Source organism: Novosphingobium lentum NBRC 107847, from assembly GCF_001590965.1.
In the GTDB taxonomy this organism is placed as follows: domain Bacteria; phylum Pseudomonadota; class Alphaproteobacteria; order Sphingomonadales; family Sphingomonadaceae; genus Novosphingobium; species Novosphingobium lentum.
On record NZ_BCTW01000042.1, the window covers coordinates 1 to 2,625 of the forward strand.

The 2,625-nt window shown below is 62.1% G+C and carries 2 protein-coding genes; both read left to right on the plus strand.

The genetic code is table 11. The features are described from left to right. Positions 1-180: 180 nt before the first annotated feature. Positions 181-1,686 (plus strand): IS21 family transposase, encoded by a 1,506-nt coding sequence (istA, locus tag NL2_RS20495; RefSeq protein WP_068078556.1) that lies wholly within the window; start codon positions 181-183, stop codon positions 1,684-1,686. Then, positions 1,683-2,552, plus strand: coding sequence for an IS21-like element helper ATPase IstB (gene istB / locus NL2_RS20500; RefSeq protein WP_068078559.1), 870 nt, complete (start codon positions 1,683-1,685; stop codon positions 2,550-2,552). Before istA ends, istB begins: the two co-directional genes overlap by 4 nt. Positions 2,553-2,625 lie beyond the last annotated feature (73 nt).

A 2,625-nucleotide genomic window follows, 5' to 3' on the forward strand; every position in this document is an offset into this window, starting at 1 on the left:
CTGTAGCGCGACGATCAGGGCGAGAGAGCGCGACAATCAAGATGAGAATCCGGTGTGCCGGGGACGGCGGAGGGCGTAGCCCGTAGCCGTTCCCGACACACCGGAGGCCCTTTTTTGGGGTGCCTGTGATGATCGTGGTGGCGAGTATGCTTCAGGTTTTCCGAGGAGGAGGACCTGACGTTGGCTGGCCGGCACATCAACGATCATCAGGTGAGATTATTCATGACCAACAGACGCAACGATACCGTCGCCTTGGCGGCGGCGAAGGCCGGCTTCAGTTCGGCAACGGGCTACCGGATGCTTCACGACCCGCGATTGCCTTCGCAGAGAGGGGGGCAGAGGGAACGACGCCGTCCCGATCCGCTAGCCGGGATTTTCGACGAAGTTGTTGTGCCGATGCTTGAGGCGGCACCCGGGCTTCGTCCGATCGCAATTTACGAGGAGTTGCGCCGGCGCCATCCAGATACAGCGTTCGGTTCGCGACGAACGCTGGAGAGACGCATCCGCGATTGGCGCGCCATGAATGGGCAGGATCGGGATGTCATCTTCAGGCAGGTGCACGAACCCGGTCGGCTTGGCATGTCCGATTTCACCTGGATGGACGACCTGGGGGTCTCGATCACAGGAGTTCCCCTGGACCACTTGCTGTATCACTTCCGCCTGCCTTGTGGCGGCTTCGAACATGGGCATGTCATTCTGGGAGGGGAGAGCTTCGTTGCCCTGGCCGAAGGGCTGCAGAACGCACTCTGGTCGGCCGGTGGTGCGCCGAAGCTTCATCGCACCGACAGCTTGTCGGCCGCCTTCCGCAACCTGGATGCGGACGCTAAGATCGACCTGACCCGGCGCTATGATGCGCTATGTGCCCACTACGGCATGGCGGCGACCCGCAACAACATTGGCGTTGCGCATGAGAACGGTTCGATCGAGAGCTCCCACGGCCACATCAAGGCTGCGGTGAAGGATGCCCTGCTGCTGCGCGGAACCGCGGACTTCACCGACATCGCCGATTATCGTCGCTTCATCGACGAAGTCGTGACGGCTCGGAACCGACGGCATGCGCCCGGGATCGATGCCGAGCGGCGGTCGCTGCAACTGCTGCCGAACGCACGTACGACCGATTACGAGGAAGTCCTCGTAACGGTGACCTCTTCAGGCGGCTTCACACTGCGCAAGGTGTTCTACACCGTTCCTTCGCGCCTGATTGGCCACCGTCTTCGGGTTCGACTTTACGATGATCGTCTGGATGTCTTCATCGGTGGAACGCGGCTCATGACCCTGCCGCGCGGCCGCGCCGGTGCGAGTGGCAAGCACGGCCACATTGTCGATTACCGCCACGTGATCCACTCCTTGCGACGTAAACCCATGGCGCTGTTGGGGCTGGTCTATCGCGACAGCCTGTTCCCGCGAGACGCCTATCGCCTCATGTTCGACCATCTGCTGCAGAGCCACGGCGAGCGGGAAGCATGCCGCACAACGGTAGAGCTCCTGGCAATGGCGCATGAACGCGCCTGCGAAGCCGAGCTTGCGCAAATCCTGACGGTCGATCTGGCCGCGCGCCGAAGTCCCTGCCTGACGTCGCTGCGCGCGCGCTTCGCACCGGATCCGGCCAGCCTTCCTGAAGTGGTGGTCGAGTTGGCACCGCTCTCCATCTATGACGGGTTGATCGATCAGGGAGAAGCAGCATGAACGCTCCCCCGATGGTCGATGCCCAGCGCCTGACCCTCATGCTCAATGAGCTGCGCTTGCCCGCGATCAAGCATATCTGGAGCGACTTCGCCGCCCGGGCGGACAAAGAGGGATGGCCTGCCGGCAGGTTGCTCGCCGCTCTTGCCGAGCACGAACTCGCCGAACGCGACCGGCGCCGTGTCGAACGGCACTTGGCCGAAGCCCATCTACCTGCCGGAAAGACTCTGGACTGCTTTGCTTTCGAAGCCGTCCCCATGATCTCCAAAGCCCAGGTCATGGCGATGTGCGCTGGCGATGGCTGGCTCGAGCAAGGCTCCAACCTGATCCTGTTCGGCCCGCCCGGCGGGGGCAAAAGTCATCTGGCTGCGGCAATCGGCCTCGCCCTCGTGGAAAATGGCTGGAGGGTTCTGTTCGCGCGAACCTCCGATCTCGTACAGCGCCTGCAGGTTGCACGGCGCGAACTCGCGCTTGAATCCGCCATCGCCAAGCTCGACAAGTACCACCTGCTCATCCTCGATGACTTCGCCTACGTCTCGCGAGACCAGGCAGAGACTTCGGTGCTCTTCGAACTGATCAGCGCCCGCTACGAACGACGATCCCTGCTCATCACCGCCAACCAACCCTTCGGCGAATGGAACAAGGTCTTCCCGGATCCAGCGATGACGCTCGCCGCCGTCGACCGGCTCGTCCATCACGCCAACATCTTCGAGATGAACGTTGAAAGTTACCGGCGACGAACCGCCCAAGCGCGCCGAACCGGCGCAGGAAGGCCCGCTGCATACACCACGCCAAAAGTCCTCGAAGCCGTCCGCGACAATCAGGATGAGAACGAAGACCTTGCCAGCGACAATCAAAATCGGCACTAATCGACGCGCCGCGACAATCACATTCTCATCATGATTGACGCGCAACTCTCATCCAGTTTGTCGCGCTACACCG